Annotated in this window: 16 protein-coding genes; 11 read left to right on the top strand and 5 right to left on the bottom strand. The window is 66.4% G+C overall.

Features of this window, described 5'->3' with window-relative positions:
- Nucleotides 1–5 precede the first annotated feature (5 nt).
- Complete coding sequence (locus G6P88_RS04635; protein ID WP_226946726.1) at nt 6–1,895, bottom strand: DUF885 domain-containing protein; 1,890 nt, start codon at nt 1,893–1,895, stop codon at nt 6–8.
- A 48-nt stretch (nt 1,896–1,943) separates the two neighbouring features.
- Between G6P88_RS04635 and G6P88_RS04630 the strand changes: the two genes are divergently transcribed.
- The gene (locus tag G6P88_RS04630) at nt 1,944–2,678 is read left to right on the top strand and encodes an enoyl-CoA hydratase/isomerase family protein (protein ID WP_165322054.1); all 735 of its coding nucleotides are present in this window, start codon (nt 1,944–1,946) and stop codon (nt 2,676–2,678) included.
- Nucleotides 2,678–3,370, top strand: a complete 693-nt coding sequence (locus G6P88_RS04625) for an N-formylglutamate amidohydrolase (RefSeq protein WP_165322053.1) — start codon at nt 2,678–2,680, stop codon at nt 3,368–3,370. Before G6P88_RS04630 ends, G6P88_RS04625 begins: the two co-directional genes overlap by 1 nt.
- 29 nt (nt 3,371–3,399) lie before the next feature.
- Here G6P88_RS04625 and G6P88_RS04620 read toward each other — a convergent pair whose 3' ends face one another.
- From G6P88_RS04620 to G6P88_RS04605, 4 genes are all read right to left on the bottom strand, one after another.
- Nucleotides 3,400–4,695 (bottom strand): O-acetylhomoserine aminocarboxypropyltransferase/cysteine synthase family protein, encoded by a 1,296-nt coding sequence (locus G6P88_RS04620; protein WP_165322052.1) that lies wholly within the window; start codon nt 4,693–4,695, stop codon nt 3,400–3,402.
- An 89-nt stretch (nt 4,696–4,784) separates the two neighbouring features.
- Nucleotides 4,785–6,641 carry a response regulator gene (locus G6P88_RS04615; RefSeq protein WP_165322051.1) on the bottom strand — a complete coding sequence of 619 codons (1,857 nt, stop codon included), beginning with the start codon at nt 6,639–6,641 and terminating at the stop codon, nt 4,785–4,787.
- Nucleotides 6,631–7,491: a CheR family methyltransferase gene (locus G6P88_RS04610; RefSeq protein ID WP_165322050.1), complete on the bottom strand. Its 861-nt coding sequence runs from the start codon at nt 7,489–7,491 to the stop codon at nt 6,631–6,633. The genes G6P88_RS04615 and G6P88_RS04610 overlap by 11 nt, the downstream gene beginning before the upstream one ends.
- Complete coding sequence (locus tag G6P88_RS04605) at nt 7,488–10,595, bottom strand: response regulator (RefSeq protein ID WP_165322049.1); 3,108 nt, start codon at nt 10,593–10,595, stop codon at nt 7,488–7,490. The genes G6P88_RS04610 and G6P88_RS04605 overlap by 4 nt, the downstream gene beginning before the upstream one ends.
- A gap of 191 nt (nt 10,596–10,786) precedes the next feature.
- Between G6P88_RS04605 and G6P88_RS04600 the strand changes: the two genes are divergently transcribed.
- The 9 genes from G6P88_RS04600 (at nt 10,787) to G6P88_RS04560 (ending at nt 17,219) form a co-directional block, all read left to right on the top strand.
- On the top strand, nt 10,787–11,146 hold the full coding sequence (locus tag G6P88_RS04600) for a hypothetical protein (protein WP_165322048.1): 360 nt from the start codon (nt 10,787–10,789) through the stop codon (nt 11,144–11,146).
- Complete coding sequence (locus tag G6P88_RS04595) at nt 11,143–12,519, top strand: NAD(P)H-hydrate dehydratase (RefSeq protein ID WP_165322047.1); 1,377 nt, start codon at nt 11,143–11,145, stop codon at nt 12,517–12,519. The genes G6P88_RS04600 and G6P88_RS04595 overlap by 4 nt, the downstream gene beginning before the upstream one ends.
- Complete coding sequence (locus G6P88_RS04590; RefSeq protein WP_425594473.1) at nt 12,516–13,721, top strand: class I SAM-dependent RNA methyltransferase; 1,206 nt, start codon at nt 12,516–12,518, stop codon at nt 13,719–13,721. The genes G6P88_RS04595 and G6P88_RS04590 overlap by 4 nt, the downstream gene beginning before the upstream one ends.
- A gap of 511 nt (nt 13,722–14,232) precedes the next feature.
- Nucleotides 14,233–14,553, top strand: a complete 321-nt coding sequence (locus tag G6P88_RS04585) for an AtpZ/AtpI family protein (protein WP_165322045.1) — start codon at nt 14,233–14,235, stop codon at nt 14,551–14,553.
- 39 nt (nt 14,554–14,592) lie between these two features.
- The gene (locus G6P88_RS04580; protein WP_165322044.1) at nt 14,593–15,378 is read left to right on the top strand and encodes a F0F1 ATP synthase subunit A; all 786 of its coding nucleotides are present in this window, start codon (nt 14,593–14,595) and stop codon (nt 15,376–15,378) included.
- Nucleotides 15,379–15,423: 45 nt separating this feature from the next.
- Entirely contained in the window at nt 15,424–15,651 is a 228-nt protein-coding gene (locus G6P88_RS04575) for a F0F1 ATP synthase subunit C (RefSeq protein WP_010127014.1), read from the top strand.
- 49 nt (nt 15,652–15,700) lie between these two features.
- On the top strand, nt 15,701–16,192 hold the full coding sequence (locus tag G6P88_RS04570) for a F0F1 ATP synthase subunit B family protein (RefSeq protein ID WP_165322043.1): 492 nt from the start codon (nt 15,701–15,703) through the stop codon (nt 16,190–16,192).
- A 13-nt stretch (nt 16,193–16,205) separates the two neighbouring features.
- Nucleotides 16,206–16,823 carry a F0F1 ATP synthase subunit B family protein gene (locus G6P88_RS04565; protein ID WP_165322042.1) on the top strand — a complete coding sequence of 206 codons (618 nt, stop codon included), beginning with the start codon at nt 16,206–16,208 and terminating at the stop codon, nt 16,821–16,823.
- Nucleotides 16,824–16,955: 132 nt separating this feature from the next.
- A complete protein-coding gene (locus G6P88_RS04560; protein ID WP_165322041.1) occupies nt 16,956–17,219 on the top strand; it encodes a hypothetical protein in 264 nt (87 codons plus the stop codon).
- Nucleotides 17,220–17,263: the final 44 nt, after the last annotated feature.

Here is a 17,263-nt window from a genome sequence, read left to right as displayed (position 1 = left end):
GCGGGTCAGGCCCGGCGCGGCGGCAGCACGATCTCTTCGAGCAGGTCCATCGGCATCGCGCCATTGCCCAAAATCTTGGCGTGAAACTGGCGGCGGTCGAAATCCTTGCGCAGCCGCGCCTTGAGCCGGTCGCGCATCGACAGGATGCGGAGCTGGCCGAGCTTGTAGCCGAGCGCCTGCCCCGGCCAAGCCATATAGCGCTCGATCTCGGCGACGATCTCGCTCTCGGGCGACCCGCTATTCTCGGTCATATAGGCGATCGCCTTTTCGCGGCTCCAGCGCAGCTGGTGCATGCCGGTGTCGACGACCAGCCGGACACAGCGGAACAGATCGTCGCCCAGCCGCCCGACATCGCCGGCCGGGTCGTCGGCATAGACGCCCAGCTCGGCCGCCAGCCGCTCGGCATATAGACCCCAGCCTTCGGAATAGGCGTTGAAGCTGGCGATGCGCAGGATCAGCGGGGCCTGCGGCAGGGCGAGCAATGTCGCCCCCTGGGTATGATGGCCCGGCACGCCTTCATGATAGCTGAGCGTCGGTAGCGTGTAGCGCTGCACCCCCGCCATGTCGCGCAGGTTGATCCAGTAGATGCCGGGCCGCGAGCCGTCGAGCGACGGGCCGTCATAGAAGCCGCCGGGGGCCGAGTCCTGCGTCGCCTCGGGTACCGCGCGGATTTCCAGCTTCTGGGTCGGGATCATATGGCGCGGCAGAAAGCTGGCCTGTCGCGCCTCCATCGCGGTGACGAGCGAGCGGACATAGGCGAGCAGTTCGCGCCGCCCTTCCGCGCTGTCGGGAAAGCGCTGCTTCGGATCGGCCGCCAGCGCGTCGAGCTGATCGCGCAGCTTGCCTTTGGTGAAGCCGAGCTGGCGCAGGCGCGCGGTGAGCTTGCCCTTGACCAGCGCGACCTGTTCGAGGCCGATGCGGTGGATTTCCTCACCGCTCAGCGGGCTGTCGCCGATCGAGCGGATGTTCGCGGCGTAGAGCGCCTCGCCGTCGGGCTGGGCCCAGACGCCGCTTTCGGCGCGGCCGCTCGGCATCAGGTCGCGGACCCGCTCGCGCAGTCGGCCGAAGGCGGGGCGCGCACGTTTCTCCAGCGCGATGATCGCCCGTTCCTCGGCGGCGGCGCGGAAGCGCGGGTCGAGCCCGGCCTTGGCCATGCGCTCGCGCAGGGCGACGATCAGCGGGTGCTGGTCGGCCGGACCCCGCAGGAAATTCTCGACCACCGGCAGCGTCTTGTCGAGCAGCGCGCGGGGCGGGATGCAGCCGGCGGCCTCGTCGGCCCGGCTCTTCTCGATCACCCCGTCATAGCCCTTGGCGAAGCCGTCGAGCTTGTCGATCCAGGCATCGACCTCGACCGGTGACGACAGCGCCTGCTGCGACATCATAAAGTTGGGCGTGTTCACGATCGGCCCGGAAATCTGGTTGAGCACATAAGGCTCGTGCGCGGTGAACCAGAAGGGGTTGGGCCGGCCATAAGCGATGCCGGGGGTGCGCAGGCCGTTGGCCATCACCGCTGCCGCGATGCGCAACCGCAGTGCGCCGAGCGCGTCGCTCTGGCAGGTCAGCCCTGCGATGTTGCGCGCGGCATCGCGGATCGCCGATCGCCATGCCGCTTCGCCCGACGGAGAGAAGTCGTCCATCGCGTGCGAGAAGACGCCGCCATCGGCCGCGCCGGGAAGCCCGCCATAGACGGCGGTCTCTGGTGTGTGCCGGAGCAGCTTCAGCGTGATCGCATCCAGCGGGGTCGTAATCGGGCAGGGGCCGGGTCGCTTCGAAGCCGCCGGAGCCGCATCGGCAGCCGCCAGACGGGCGGGCAGGGCGGAGGCGAAAGCCGAGGCTCCGAGCAGGAGGCCGAAGCGGCGGCGGGAAAGGGCGGAAGCCGTTGTTTTCGTCATCATTCGAGACATGTGGTGACATTTTCGGGAGGGCGCGGCAACAGTCCGCCGATGTTCAGGATCGAATCGAGCGGCGCTATCGCCAGGATCAGCCTTGACCGCGCCGACGCGCGCAATGCCATCGGCATCGACCAATGGCCGAGGCTCACCGCGCATCTGCACGACATCGCGGCGTCGGGCGCGCGGGCGTTGATCGTCCGCTCGGATGTCGCCGGCATCTTCTCGTCGGGAGCCGATCTGGGCGATCTCGATGGCCTCGCCGCCGAACCGGCGGAGCGGACGCGCTTCCGGGTCGAGATGGCGCGCGCCTTTGATACGCTCGCGGCTCTGCCGATCGCGACGATCGCGGCGGTCGATGGCGGATGCTATGGCGCGGCGGTCGCGCTCGCGCTCGCCTGCGACATGCGGATAGCGGGCGCCAAGGCAGTGTTCGCGGTGACCCCCGCCAAGGTCGGGATCGTCTATCCCGCCGGCGACGTCGCCCGTCTCAAGGCGCAGGTCGGGCCGGGGCAGGCGTCGCGGATGCTGTTGACCGGCATGGCGATCGACGCGGCGGAGGCCGCACGCATCGGTCTGGTCGAGCAGGTGGCGGACAGCGCCGATGACGCGGCGGCCGAGCTGGCGGCGCTGATCGCGGCGAACTCGCGCAACAGCGTCGCGGGGCTCAAGCGGATCGTGGCCGGCGACGTCGAAGCGGACACGCTGTTCGAGGACGCGTTTGGCGGCGTCGATTTCCGGGAAGGGCTTGTCGCCTTCCGCGAGCGCCGCAAGCCGGTCTTCCGCTGATGCCCAGTCTGCTGCTGATCGCCGACCATGCGTCGAACCATGTGCCGGCCGATGTCGATCTGGGCATCGATCCGGCGCTGCTCGATCAGCATGTCGCGATCGACATCGGGGTCGGGCCGCTCGGTCGTCTGCTGTGCGAACGGCTGCCTATGGACGGCATTTTCGGGCCCGTGTCGCGGCTGGTGATCGATCTCAACCGGGAAGAGGATGCGCCCGGCCTGATCCCGCTGGAAAGCGACGGCCATGCGATCCGCGGCAATGCGCAGTTGGATTCCGATGCGCGGACGGCGAGGTTGGAGCGCTTCTGGCGCCCTTATCATGGCATGATCGCCGATCGCATCGCCGCCGACCGGCCCGACCTTATCGTGTCGCTGCACAGCTTCACCCCGCGCCTGGCGAGCCGGCCCCAGGAAGCGCGGCCCTGGCAGGTGGGCGTGCTGTACAACCGCGACGACCGTGCCGCGCGCCTGGGCATCGATGCGCTGCGCGAAGCGGGCGTGATCACCGGCGACAATGAGCCCTATTCGGGCAAAGTCCTGAACGCGACGATGAACCTGCACGCCGAGGCGAACGGCATTCCTTATCTCGGCCTCGAAGTGCGACAGGACCTGATCGGGGACTCGGCGGGCGTCGCCGACTGGGCCGACCGGCTCGCACCGGTCATCGCCCGCGTCGGCGCCGCCTTCGCCTGATCGCGGCGCCTCATCGGCAGGGTTTCCGGTCAGCCGGCCTTGTCGAGCGCCTGTTCGAGGTCGGCGATGATGTCGTCGATATGCTCCAGGCCGATCGACAGCCGCACATAGCCTTCGGAAACGCCCGTCGCGGCCTGCTCTTCGGCCGACAGCTGCGAGTGGGTGGTCGTGGCAGGATGGATGGCGAGGCTGCGCGCGTCACCGATGTTCGCGACATGGTAGAAGAGCTGGAGCGCGTCGATGAAGCGCCGCCCGGCCTCACGCCCGCCCGTCAGCTCGAAGCCGAGGAGCCCGCCGGTGCCGCCGGTTAGATAGCGCGCCGCCCGTTCGGCCTGCTGGCCGGTCTGCAGCGACGGGTGGATGACCCGCGTCACGTCTGTTCGGCCCTGCAGGAAGGCGGCGACCCTGGTGGCATTCTCGCAATGGCGCGGCATGCGCAGCGGCAGTGTTTCGAGACCCTGGAGGATCTGGAAGGCATTGAACGGCGACAGCGCCGCGCCCAGGTCGCGCAGCAGGACCGTCCGTGCGCGCAAGATATAGGCGATCGGGCCGAGTGGCTTGGCCGCCTCGTTCCACACCGCTCCATGATAGCTGGGATCGGGGGTGTTGAGCGTCGGCTGGCGCTCGGGCACCGCACCCCAGTCGAAATTGCCGCCATCGACGATCACGCCACCGATCGAGGTGCCGTGGCCGCCGATATATTTGGTCGCCGAATAGACGACGATCGCCGCGCCATGGTCGAGCGGGCGCGCGATCAGCGGTGCCGCGGTGTTGTCGACGATCAGGGGAATGCCGAGCGGCCGGCCGATGGCCGCGATCTCGGCGATCGGGCAGACGATCAGCTTGGGGTTGGGTAACGTCTCGGCATAATAAGCACGGGTTCGGTCGTCGGTGGCGCGAGCGAAAGCCTGCGGGTCGGTCGGATCGACGAAACGCACCTCGATCCCCTGATCGCGCAGCGTGTTGGCGAACAGGTTCCAGGTCCCACCATAAAGGTCGGTGCTGCTGACGATATTGTCGCCGGCGCGCGCGAGATTCTGGATCGCATAAGCGGAGGCTGCCTGTCCGGACGCGACCGCAAGAGCGGCGGCACCACCTTCGAGCGCGGCGATGCGCTGCTCCAATATGTCGGTCGTGGGGTTGCCGATGCGGGTATAGATATTGCCCAGTTCCTTGAGCGCGAACAGATTGGCCGCATGCTCCGCATCGCGGAACTGATAGGAAGTCGTCTGGAAGATGGGTGGCGCGACCGAGCCGGTGCCCGGATCCGCACGCCATCCGGCGTGAAGCGCCAGCGTTTCTGGGTGCAGCGTGCGTTCGGTCATCGTCATCCTTCCCGGCTTCGGCGGCCTCGATGCGGGCCGCATATCTGCAGCCTATCGCGGCTGCTATCGAAACGAAGAAAGATTTCCTTTCAGGCGGCTGCCGATCGCGATGGCGATGGCGAGGCCATGAGATCCTCGACCGCAGCCAGCACCTCGGCAGCGCGGAACGGCTTGGAGATGACCGGACGGTCCGCGTGGCGGCTGGGCAGATGCTCGCGGCCATAGCCGCTGACGAAGGCAAAGGGTATGTCCCGGCTCGCCAGTTCGTCCGCGACACGATCGACGGGCTCGCCGTTCAGATTGCCGTCGAGCAGGGCTGCGTCGGGCGCGTCCGCCATGATGATGTCGAGCGCCTGATCGCAGGACGTGGCGGGGCCAAGCGGCCAATGGCCCGAATCCTCCAGCTCCATCATCAGGTCCATCGCGACGAGTGGCTCGTCCTCGACGACCAGGATCTTGAGCTGGCGAGAGCCTGTTTCGACGGGCGCCGGCTGTTGCTGCACGACGGCGGGGGCCGGCGGAGCCGTCGTCGGCAGTGGCGCATCGTCGACCACCTGAAGTCCGTTTACCTCATCGTCGCAGCGCAGGGGCAGCCGCAGGTGCCAGCATATGCCTTCGGGGCGATACTCCATCTCGGCCCGGCCGCCTTCCGAGGTCAGGCTCGACTGGATCAGCGTCGTGCCGAAGCCGCGCTTGTCGAACGGTGCGACCGTCGGCCCGCCGGTCTCGCACCAGTCGAGCAGAACGACATCGGATTCGACCCGCCAGGCGAGCGAGACATGGCCGCTGTCGTTGGAGAAGGCGCCATATTTATGCGCATTGGTCGCCAGTTCGTGAAGGACCAGCGCGAAGCGCAGGGCAAGCTCCGGGGTAAGGTCCAGCGACGGTCCGTCCATGTGGAAACGGTCCGCCGTGACGGCGCCGATCTCGAACTGGTCGGTGATCAGCCGGCGCAGGCTGGCCCTTTCCCAGGTGGCCGTGCTGAGCAGCGAATGGGCCGCAGCGAGCGACTTGATGCGGCCGGTGAAGGCATCGCGGAACTGCGCGACATCCTCGGCGTGGCGAAAGCTCTGCGACGCGATCGCCTGCACCGTCGCCAGCGAATTCTTCACCCGGTGATTGAGCTCGCCCACCAGCAGGCGCTGGGTCTCCATCGCGCGCTGTCGTTCGGTGACATCGAGTATTTGGAGCATGCCGCTCAGCGCGCGGCCACGTGATCCGGCGACGGTCGAGCAATACCATTCGCCCGCGCGCAGGGCGCCGTCCGCGCGCAGGAAGCGGTGCTCCTGCATCTCGCTATTCTCGCCCTCGAGCAGGCGCTGCATCGACGAGACGAAGGTTGCGCGGTCCTCCTCGGGCAGGAAGGGGGCCTGGTGAAGCAAAAGCCCCAGCATGTCATCGGCGGCATAGCCGAACAGGCGCTCGGCCCCTTTGGCCCAGGTCACGATCCGCAGGTCGGGATCGATCTCTACAACCGCCATCGGCGAGTTGTCGCCATGCGCACGCAGCCGCCCCAGCGCGAGTGCGAGTTCGTCGCGCTGACGTGCCAGCTCGCGTCGCTGTCGCGCCAGCTCCACGAACACCGACACCTTCTGGTTGAGCACGTGGATGTCATAAGGCTTGAGCAGATAGTCGACCGCGCCGGCCTCGAAGCCGCGGAAGCGGCGGGTTTCGTCGGTGGCGATCGCGGTCAGGAAAATGATCGGAACGGCGCGGGTCCGCTCGGTCCCGCGCATGAGTTCGGCCAGTTCGAACCCGTCCATGCCCGGCATCTGCACGTCGAGCAGCGCCAGCGCGAAATCGCTGCGGAGCATCAGCTCGAGCGCCTGCTCGCCACTGCTCGCCGTCACCAGCTCGACGCCAGGCTGGTCGAGCGCGGCCTCTAGCGCGACCAGGTTCTGCGGGACGTCGTCGACCGCGAGGATCCGGACCGGGCTATCGGGCATCACGGGCCTCGTCGGCCGGGACGGCGTTTCGGCGGTAGATCTTCTCATGGGCGGCAAAGTCGGTGAAGAGGCCAGCGCATCGCGAAAAATGGAGCGTCTCCTTGGAGCCGAGGCCGAGAAAGCCGCCCGCAGGCAACGATCGGGCGAAGACATCGAGCGCGCGATCCTGAAGCGACCGCTCGAAATAGATCAGGACGTTGCGGCTCGAAACGAACTGCACTTCCGAGAACACCGAATCGCTGGCCAGATTATGGTCGGCGAACACCGCGCGCTTGCGCAGGCTGGGGTCGAACCGGGCCGCGCCGAAAGCCGCCGTGTAATAGTCCGACAGCGAAGCGCGACCGCCGGCGGCCTGGTAGTTGCGGGTGAACCCCGCCAGCCTGTCGAGATCGTAAATCCCTGCTTCCGCCTTTTCGAGCGCGCTCGGATTGATGTCGGTACAATAGAATATGGTGCGATTCTCGAGCCCTTCCTCGCGGAACAGGATCGCGAGCGAATAGAACTCCTCGCCATTGGCGCATCCGGCCACCCAGACCTTGATCGACGGCCAGGTTGCGAGATGCGGGAGCACATCGGTCCGCAGGCGCGCATAATAATAGGGATCGCGAAAGAACTCGCTGACCTGGATCGTCATGAACCCGAGCAGTGCCGGCAGCGTGCCGACGTCGTGAAGCAGCCGGTGCTGCAGTTCCGAGAGGCTGGAGCAGTCGAAATGACTCTGAGCGCGCTCAAGCCGGCGTTGCAGCGACGGGCGGCTATAGTCGCGAAAGTCGTAGCCATAACGCCGCCAGACCGCTTCGACGATCAGGTCGGTCTCAATCTCGGCGACGTCCTCTGCGGTGAAGCTCATCGCGGCATCCACACGCGGATGAGCGACAGCAGCTTGTCGATGTCGAGCGGCTTGGCGAGATAGTCGTTCGCGCCGGCTGCCAGACAGTCCTGCTGGTCGCGTTCCATGGCCTTGGCGGTCAGCGCGATGATCGGCAGCGTCGCGAACTGCGGCCGCTTGCGGATTTCGCGCATCGCCGTGAGGCCGTCCATCTCGGGCATCATGATATCCATCAGCACGAGATCAATGGGCGTGCCGCCAACTTGTTCCGCGGCGTCAACGATTTCGAGCGCTTCGCGGCCGTTGCGGGCGATGCGGACATCGACGCCATGGGGTTCGAGCACGCCGGTCAGCGCGTACACGTTGCGGATATCGTCCTCGACGATCAGGATGCGCCGGTTTTCCAGCGTGCTGTCGCGGCCCAGCGAGCGAGCCAGCATCTTCTGCTGTTCGCTCGGCAGTTCCGAGACGACCTGGTGCAGGAAGAGGGTAACCTCGTCGAGCAGACGCTCCGGGGACTTGGCGCCCTTGACGATGATCGACTTGGAATAGCGACGCAGCCGCATCTCCTCGTCATTTGCGAGATCCCGGCCGGTGTAGACGATGACCGGGGGGAAGCCGACGCTCTCGTCGTTGCTCAGCCGCTCGAGCAGGTCCAGACCCGGCATGTCGGGCAGGTTGAGGTCGAGCACCATGCAGTCGAACGTTTCCTGCCCGAGTTTCTCCAGGCATTCGGCCGCGCTGTGCGCATTGACGGTTTCGACGTCGCGCGAGGCGAGCAGATGGCGGATGCTCTCGGCCTGCTGCGTATCGTCCTCAACGACCAGCACGCGGCGCAGGCGCTGCTCCATCCGCGCCTCCAGCCCTTCGAGCATGTCGACCAGCGTATCGCGGCTGACGGGCTTGAGCAGATAGCCGACCGCCCCGCTGGCGAGCGCGGCCTGGGTGTCCTCGTCGGCCGAGACGATGTGCACCGGTATATGTCGCGTCCGCGCATCGCGCTTGATCCTGTCGAGGACCGACAGCCCTGTATGGTCCGGAAGGTGGAGATCGAGGATCACCGCATGCGGCAGATATTGCCGGGCGAGCAGGGCGCCTTCGTCGGCGGTAGCGGCGATCAGGCACTGAAAACCGACCTCATGCGCCAGGTCGCACAGGATGCGCGCAAAGGCCGGATCGTCCTCCACCACCAGGATGACGCGGCTATCCCCGGCGAGCGTCGCCCGGTCGTCCTCTGTACGCTGCACCACCCGGTCCGGGCGCGTCGACAAGGGCGCGACCGGCTCGGAACGGGCCTGGAAGGGGCGGGGTGCTGGGGCATTCCTTGACGAACCCTGGAACTTCTCGGGCAGGGTGATCGTGAAGGCGCTACCTTCGCCGACGGCGCTGTGGAGCGAGATATCTCCACCGAGAAGCCTGGCCAGTTCGCGCGAGATCGATAGTCCGAGACCGGTCCCGCCATATTTCCGGCTGATGCTCCCGTCGGCCTGGCGGAAGGCTTCGAATATCATCTCCTGCTTGTCCGCCGGAATGCCCGGACCGGTGTCGCGCACCGTCAGGCGGATATGCCCGTGTTCGTCGCGGCCGGCCTCCACCGCCACTTCGCCGCGCTCGGTGAACTTGATCGCGTTCGACAGGAAATTGCGCATGATCTGTTCCAGACGCTGGACGTCGGTCTCGATCATCGCGGGGACGCCGTCCTCCTGACTGATCCGGAAGCCCAGGCCCTTGCTCTCCGCTGCGGGCTGGAAACTGTTGCGCAGCTTCTCGAACATGTCGCCCAGCCGGGTCGGTCGCGGCTGGAGCTCGAGCTTCCCGGCCTCGATCTTCGAGATGTCGAGAATATCGTTGATGAGGATCAGCAGGTCGTTGCCCGAGGTCTCGATCGTCTCGGCGAAGCGCACCTGCTCGTCGCTCAGATTGCCGTGGCGATTCTCGGCCAGAAGGCGGGCCATGATGAGCAGCGAATTGAGCGGCGTACGCAGCTCATGGCTCATATTCGCAAGGAACTCGGATTTGTAGCGGCTCGCCTGTTCGAGTTCGGCGGTCTGGGCCTTGAGCGAGGCCTGTGCGCGGGCAAGCTCGTCGCGCTGCGCCTCGAGGGAACTGGTCTGCTCCTCAAGGAGCGTGTTGTTGCGCTCCAGTTCCTGCTGCTGGTCTTCCAGCTGCGCCTGCGAACGGAGAAGCTGCTTGCTCTGCTCTTCCAGTTCGTCGTTGGTGGCGCGGAGCTCCTCGCTCTGCGCCTGCAATTCTTCAGCCTGCTGCTGGGTCTCGGCGAGGAGGTTCTGAAGGCGCGCGCGATATTTGCCAGATCGGATTGCGGTGCCGAGATGTCCCGACACCAGTTCGAGAAAGGCCGGAAGATCCCGGGGCTTGGCGTCCGGTTGATCGAGGAAAGCAACCTCGACGATGCTGTTCACCATCTCATCGACCCGGCCGGTGCCGATCACGAGGCGGCGCGGCTTGGCGCTGCCCAGCGCGCTGCCGAAGGCCAGATAGCCATCGGGCACGTCCTCGACGACCAGCGTTCCGCCGCGGCGGATCACGTCGCCGAGCAGCCCGTCGTCGCGGCCGATGCGCTCGGGGATGGCAATGCTGGCGGGCACCCCCGTCGATGCGACGCGCCGATACGCTTCGCCATCGCGAACATAGACCACGCCTGCAGAGGCGCCGAACCGCTCGACGAGAAAGCCGAGCGTATTGAGGCCGATATCCTCAGGAGTCTGCTCGCCGCCGGTCCGCCGGGCGAGTTCCGCTTCGGCTTCACGCATCCACTGCTGCCGCCGCGCGTCGAGGCGATAGCTTATGAACATCGTCCCGATGCCCGCGAGCAGCAGATTGACGATGGTGGCAAGAGACCGGTTGACCAGCGCCAGCGCGGGATCGACGCCCGCGGGTGCATTGTAGAAGCCGAACGCCATGCAGATCACCGACAGCGCGGCGGTCGCCACCGGCAGCAGCCGGTAGGGGCTGGCGAAGGCGATGACCGTCGGCAGCAGATAGATGACCCAGATCGCCGTGCCGAGCGGGAAGCTTATGTCGGCCGCGCAAGTAAGTGCGAGAATAAGCGGCAGGCCGACGAAATAGGAGTAGGTGCTGTTGCTCCCGCGCGCGAACGACGACATTCAACTCTTTCCAGCGGCGGGGTAATTTTGTCCGACGATCAGGCAAACCACCCCCCGGCAGAGTCCACCCGTCGGGTGCACAACGTCGATATGCGAGACTGGTTCCCCCGAAATTCAGACGAGGTATCGCTACTCGGAACTGTGCTCGGCATCGCATGGACGGGCGCGATCAACGCGACCATAAGGGGCGCATGGACAGGGCCCTCAATAACATCGCGACGGTAATGGTTTTCGCGGCAGCCCTGACGGGTTGTGGCCGGGGCGGCGGAGAACCTCCGGCGGGTCTGGAAGCGATCGAGTGCCGGCCGACCGATGGCGGGCCCATGGAGAAGGTCTGCACCATCGAGAGGATGACCAGCGGCGAGGGTACGGTGCTGGTCGTGCGCGCACCGGATGGGAGCTTTCATCGCCTCCTGATCGTGCGCGACGGACGCGGCGTGATCGCGGCGGACGGCGCCGAGCCGCTCGCCGTGCGCTCAGTAGGTCGCGGCACGATCGAGGTCGTGGCTGGCGGGATGCAGTATCGGTTGCCCGCACGCGTGACCCCATGACCGGCCGCCCGATCCTCACCGCAGCCGAGACCCGCGCGGCCGAGGAAGCGGCGTTTGCGAAGGGCTTGTCGGTCGATGAGGCGATGGAACGCGCGGGTACGGCTGTTGCCGATGCGGCATGGCGCTTCGCGGGGCCGCGCGAGACGCTCGTCCTGTGCGGGCCCGGGAATAATGGCGGCGACGGCTATGTCATTGCCCGGCTGCTCAGGAAGCGCGGCGTCAATGTGCGTGTCGCCGCGAGCGGAGAGCCTAAGACCGAGGCAGCCCTGGCCAATCGCGCGCGCTGGTCCGGTCCGGTCGAGCAACTCGCGACGGCGCAGCCGGCGGCGTTGCTGATCGACGCCCTATTCGGCACCGGGATCGTAAGGCCCCTCGATCCCGCCATTGTCGGACCGCTGGAGCGGCTGGCCGCGGCTGCGACGCTGAAAGTGGCGGTCGACCTTCCCAGCGGCGTAGGTACCGACGACGGGGCGTTGCTCGGCCCGTCGATCGCCTATGACATGACCGTTGCCCTTGCGGTGCTGAAACCGGCCCACAGGCTGCAACCCGCCGCCGGGCTGATGGGACGGCTCGTTCTGGCCGATATCGGCATCCCCGGCGCGTCGGAGCTGGCGGAAATCGAGCGCCCTCATCTTCCGGCGCCCGGACCGGCCGATCATAAATATACGCGCGGCCATGTGGTGGCCGTGGCGGGGGCAATGCCGGGCGCCGCCCTGCTGGCCGCGAAGGCGGCACAGCGCGGCGGTGCCGGTTATGTCACCCTTGCGACCGCAGACCGATCGGGCCCGGGCCCGGCGGCGCTCGTGCGGCGGCATGACCCGCTGGAGCGAATCTTGGCGGACGATCGGGTCGGGTGCGTCGTCATCGGCCCAGGGTTGGGCCTGAATGAAGACGCGCGGGCGCGTCTCGACGAGGTTTTCGCCTCGGGCCGCTCCTGCGTGATCGATGCCGACGCCCTGACGCTTCTGGCCGGGCAGCGTGCCGCCTTTACCGACATGGCGATCCTCACCCCGCATGAAGGCGAATTCCGCCGCCTGTTCGGTGATCTCGAGGGCAGCCGGGTCGATCGCGCGCGGGCGGCCGCCCGGCGGTCGGCGGCCGTCGTCGTGCTGAAGGGCGCCGATACGGTGGTTGCGTCGCCCGACGGCCGGGCGGCGATCGCGCCGTCCGCCACGGGATGGCTCGCCAGCGCGGGCACCGGCGATGTACTGGCGGGCGTCATCGCGGCGAATCGGGCGCGTGGGCTCGATCCCTTTGCCGCGGCCTGCGCTGGGGTGTGGCTGCATGGTCGGGCCGGACAGCTGGCCGGACCGGGGCTGATCGCCGACGACTTGATGGCGAGCCTTCCCGTCGCACTTGGAGAATGTTGTTGAACGAACAGGTACCCATCGTCCGCATCGCAGCGCGCGGCGACGGCATCACGGAAGACGGGCGGCACTCGCCGCAATCGGCACCGGGCGATCTGCTCGGGCTCGATGGCACGCTGGTCTGGGGCCCGCACCATGTGGCACCGCCATGCCGCCATTTCCCCAAATGCGGCGGATGCCAGCTCCAGCACGTCGATGACGAAAGCTATGCGGACTATATCATCCAGCGCATATCCGGGGCGCTGGCGCAGCAGAAGGTCGAGCCTGGATCGATCGCGCCTGCGATGCTGTCAGCGCCCGAGACGCGTCGCCGGGTTTCGCTGCGCGCCGAACGGCAGGGCAAGCGCATGCTGCTCGGCTTCAACGAGGAGGCAAGCCACCACATCGTCGACCTGAAGATGTGCGCGGTCATGCACCCGGCGCTGTTCGCGCTGGTGGGGCCCTTGCGCCGCCTGCTCCATCCGCTGCTGCGCGACCGCCGCGCCGCAGGCGTACAGATGACCCTCGTCGATCAGGGCGTCGACGTGCTGCTCGAAAAGGTCGAGGTCGAGGGATTGGCAGCGATCGAGGCGGTCAACGACTTCGCCCGCACCCACAAGCTTGCCAGGCTCGCGATCGACGATGGCTATGGCGCCCGTGCGCAATGGGAGCCGGATGCCGCCACTGTCACCCTGGGCGGCATCGCCGTGCCCTTTCCGTCCGGCGGCTTCCTGCAGGCGACGCCGGACGGGGAGGCGGCCCTGGTGGAAGCGGTGGAGGAAATCGTCGGAGACGCGGCGATCGTCGCCGACCTGTTCGCGGGACTCGGCACCTTCTCGCTACCCTTGTCTCGCAACCGTCGGGTCTATGCTGCGGAGGGCGCGCGAGACGCGGTGCTCGGCCTCAAGGCTGCCAGCGATCGCGCACAGCGCAAGATGGCTGTGGACCATCGCGACCTGTTCCGGCGACCGCTGGATGTCGGCGAACTGGACCGCTTCGACGCGGTGGTCCTCGATCCGCCGCGTGCCGGCGCCAAGGAGATGATGCCCGCGCTCGCCAGGACCAGCCGGCTGCGGCGGATAGCCTATGTGTCGTGCAACCCCTCGACCTTCGCGCGCGATGCACGGATGCTGGTCGATGGCGGATGGAGGCTGGAGCGGGTGGTGCCGGTCGGCCAGTTCCGCTGGTCGACCCATGTCGAACTGGTCGGAGAATTCGGACGACAATGACGTGGCAACCGTGCCGCGTCTTTGAACGAACGGAGGGGATCGACGGATGAGCGAAGCGAAGGTCCCCCAACCCGTCATTCCCGCGAAGGCGGGAATCCATGGATGGCGGCACGTTCGACACCACAGCGCCTCGTGACCGTGGATTCCCGCCTTCGCGGGAATGACGCCGTTGAGTTGTCTCTTACGCCGTTTCCGCCATTCCTGACAGCAAGTGACCACCCGCTTTTCTATTAGCCCTATGGTCGGCACATCGGCGCGCAGGCATTGCGGCTAATCTGAACGCAGCCTGTCGAAGGTCCTTTCCTGCGGCCAAAATCCCCGCGCGTCGGCCTGTTTGTGCTGGAGAGCACGCATCGGAATGCCACCGGCTTCCCCATTCCTCCGGGAAGCCGCGCCGCAACCCCGTTCAGCGCGGTTGACTCGGGCAACCCCCGTTCCTAAAGGGGCCTCGCCTTGGCGGGATCGATCGTCGCCATGACGCCACCTTCCCGGGAACAGGAGAGTGTGTGCCATGACGGAGAACGACCCCGGACAGGACCCGGGAAGCGTGGGGGATCAGCGTCTTACATCGCTCGATGAGCGGTTGCAGGCCATCCAGCATGCTGAAAAGGCCAGAACGGCGAGCGCGCATAAAAAGCCTGAAAAGGGATATTCCCAGGGCAATCGCGTGCTGACCGAACTGATCGCGGGGATCGTCGGCGGAAGTTTGCTGGGCTGGTGCTTCGATCACTGGCTCGGCACCAAGCCCTGGCTCCTATTGGCCATGTTGTTCCTCGGGATCGGCGTGGCCTTCAGGAATATCATTCGGATTTCTCAGGAGCGCCCGGAGTGATTCCCGGACGCTTTTGGCATAAGCAGGGGTAAGGCAAGCGTGGCAGCCGAATCGGGCAAGATCGATCCGATGCACCAGTTCCTGATCGAGCCGTTGTTCGGTCAGGATTGGGTCATTGCGGGCCATAACGTCGCTTTCACCAACTCGGCGATGTGGATGGTCGTTACGCTTCTTGCGATGCTGGTCTTCATGATCGGCGGCATGAAGCGGGAACTGGTTCCGGGTCGCTGGCAGGCTGCCGTCGAGAGCTTCACCGGCTTCATCTCGGGCATGATGGCGACGAATGTCGGCCCCGAGGGCAAGAAGTTCGTGCCCTATGTCTTCTCGCTGTTCATGTTCATCCTGATCGCGAACATCATGGGCATGATGCCCACGGGCGTGGTCGGCGTGCATCCCTTCACCGTGACGAGCCACCTGACGGTGACCGGTGTCCTCGCGATCATCAGCTTCGCGATCGTGCTGGTCGTCGGCTTCTGGCGCCACGGCTTCCATTTCTTCTCGCTCTTCGTGCCGCACGGCACGCCGGGCTACATGGTTCCGCTGATCTTCGTGATCGAGCTGTTCTCCTTCCTCATTCGCCCGTTTTCGCTCGGCCTGCGACTGTTCGTCGCGATGACCGCGGGGCACATCCTGATGAAGGTGCTGGCCGGCTTCGTGATCAACGGCATCAATGCGGGTGCAGTGACGGTGGCGATCGTCTCCATCCCCAGCTTCATCCTGATGATCGGCATCACCCTGCTCGAGCTGCTGGTGTGCGCCATCCAGGCCTATGTGTTCGCGCTGTTGACGTCGCTCTATCTCAACGACGCGATCAACCTGCACTGAGTTTCACTGCACGACTATCAACCTGTTCTAAGCAAGGAGTTTATCATGGACGCAGAAGCCGCAAAGCTGATCGGTGCCGGCCTGGCCGCGATCGGCGTTGGTCTCGCCGCCCTCGGCGTGGGCAACGTGTTCGGTTCGTTCCTCGAGTCGGCGCTCCGCAATCCGGCGGCTGCCGATGGCCAGCAGGGCCGTCTCTTCATCGGCTTCGCCGCCGCCGAGCTTCTCGGCCTGCTGGCGTTCGTCGTCGCGATGATCCTGCTGTTCGTCGCCTAACATTCAGGTTGCGGGGCCGGTTCACGCCGGCCCCTAACGGGAATTACCGATGCCTCAGATCGCCCAGATCGCCGCGACCTATGCTTCGCAGATCTTCTGGCTGCTGATCGTCTTCGGCCTGATCTATTTCGTGATCGGGAAGGGGATGCTGCCGAAGATCGAAGCCACCGTCGAGGCACGCGACCAGAAGATCGCTTCCGATCTCGCCGCTGCCGAGGCCGCCCGTGCCAAGGCCGATGAGACCGAGGCGGCTTATCGCGCCCGGATCGACGAGGCCCGTGCGGCTGCCCAGAAAGCAGTCCAGGATGCCAAGGCCGGTGCCACCGCCGAAGCGGAGCAGCGGGTCAAGGCTGCCGACGCCGCGCTGTCTGCCAAGGCTGCCGAGGCCGATGCCGCGCTGAAGGCCGCCCAGGCCAAGGCGCTGGCGGAGATCGAAAATGTGGCCGCCGAGGCCGCGCAGGAGATCGTCGCCAAGGTGTCGGGCATATCGGTCGACAAGGCCGAAGCCGAGAGCGCGGTGAAATCCGCGCTCGCTGCCTGAACGGAGACGTCGAATGTCTGTAAACGGCTCCGCGCTGGTAGCGGAAAATCTCTCCGAAGCGGCGTCGCTGGAAGGCCTGCCCGAGAATGTCAGCACGGCCCACGCCGCTGCCGGCACGGTCGAGCATCACGTCGATCCCGCCGCGCTCGGCATGACCGCGACCGCGTGGGTTTCGCTGGCGATGGTGATCGTCATTCTTCTTCTGCTGTGGAAGAAGGTGCCGGCGATCATCGGCTCCTCGCTCGACAAGAAGATCGCTTCAATCCGCGCCAATCTCGACGAGGCCGCAGCGCTGCGCGCCGATGCCGAGAAGCTCAAGGCGGAATATGAGGCGAAGGCCAAGGCTGCCGCGAAGGAAGCCGAGGATATGCTCGCCCATGCGCGTACCGAAGCGCAGGCTATCGTCGAGCAGGCCCGGGTCGATGCCGGTGCGCTCATCGAGCGCCGCGGCAAGATGGCCGAGGACAAGATTGCCGCTGCCGAGCGTGGCGCGATCGCCGAGGTCCGCGCGAAGGCGGCCAGCGCAGCTGCTGGAGCGGCCGCTGTCCTTATCGCTCAGCGCAATGACGCCAAGACCGACAAGCCGCTGATCGACGGTGCTATCGACGCGCTCGGTACTGCCCGCTTCTGATCGGCCGCAAGGTCCGGAAACAAGCCCGCCGGTATTCCGGCGGGCTTTTTCGTGGGCGCCGCCCAGCATGGCCGTGCCGCTGCTTTCATCGGATTTACCAAATCCTCACGTCCGCACGCTACTGCGCCGATCATGGGTGCGATCGGCTGGATATGGGCGTGGCTGATGTTGATGGGCGGGCTTCGGGCCTGGCACAGTGCCTCGCTGCCTTCGGACCTGATCTGCGCCATGCTGCTGTCGGGACTTGTCGCCCTGCCGCTCCTGTGGAGCCGAAAGAACGGCATATTGGCCGCGGTCGCGCCGTCACCGGTCGTGCGGGCGGGACTCGCGATCATGCTGCTCGTGTCCGCCGGAGTATCTCATCCCGACATGCTGATGAGCCTGGCCGTGGCGTGATCCACGGTCGGTCCGTGTTGCCATGGATCGTTCGCGACGGACCG

Origin of the sequence: Rhizorhabdus phycosphaerae, from assembly GCF_011044255.1 — a bacterium.
GTDB classification, from domain to species: domain Bacteria; phylum Pseudomonadota; class Alphaproteobacteria; order Sphingomonadales; family Sphingomonadaceae; genus Rhizorhabdus; species Rhizorhabdus phycosphaerae.
The sequence above is the reverse complement of the archived record's forward strand: the minus strand, read 5'-3'. Positions and strand labels throughout refer to the sequence as shown.